Origin of the sequence: Streptomyces beijiangensis, from assembly GCF_017315755.1 — a bacterium.
Classification (GTDB): domain Bacteria; phylum Actinomycetota; class Actinomycetes; order Streptomycetales; family Streptomycetaceae; genus Streptomyces; species Streptomyces beijiangensis.
Window position 1 is genome coordinate 1 of the sequence record NZ_JAFLRJ010001089.1, and the last position, 560, is coordinate 560.

Annotated in this window: 2 protein-coding genes; one reads left to right on the plus strand and one right to left on the minus strand. The window is 72.1% G+C overall.

Annotation, left to right across the window (positions count from 1 at the left end):
• On the plus strand, positions 1-193 hold a 193-nt coding region (locus J0695_RS40675; protein ID WP_206969832.1), incomplete at its 5' end, for a substrate-binding domain-containing protein.
• Between the two features lie 37 nt (positions 194-230).
• Here J0695_RS40675 and J0695_RS40680 read toward each other — a convergent pair.
• Positions 231-560, minus strand: a 330-nt coding sequence (locus tag J0695_RS40680; protein WP_206969833.1) for a substrate-binding domain-containing protein, incomplete at its 5' end; no start/stop codon positions are given.

Sequence of the window (560 nt, forward strand, 5' to 3'; positions counted from 1 at the left end):
GTTCGACGACTTCGCGCTGGCCGACCTGCTCCCGGTCCCGGTCACGGTGGTGACCTCCGACACCGCGGAGCTCGGCCGCCGGGCCGCCCGTCTGCTCATCGACCGCATCAACGGCGAGGACGCTCCCTCGCGCAGGACCGTGCTACCGGTGCGGCTCATCGCCCGTGGCACGGGGGAGTTGGGCCCCGAGTAACCCGGTGAGTCGTCAACTGGCGTCACCGCATGGGTAGTTAGGGATGGTGACAGTGATGGTCCGTGCCACGGGCGATGAGCCGCACCGGTAGCACGGTCCTGCGCGAGGGAGCGTCCTCGCCGTTGATGCGGTCGATGAGCAGACGGGCGGCCCGGCGGCCGAGCTCCGCGGTGTCGGAGGTCACCACCGTGACCGGGACCGGGAGCAGGTCGGCCAGCGCGAAGTCGTCGAACCCCACCACCGCGACGTTCGACCGCAGCCGCCGGCTCGCCCGCAGGACTCCCTCGGTGAGGAAGCCCGTGGTCGAGAAGATCGCCGTCGGAGGCCGCGCCGACGTCAGCAGGGCGTGCGTGGCGGCGGAGGCGGC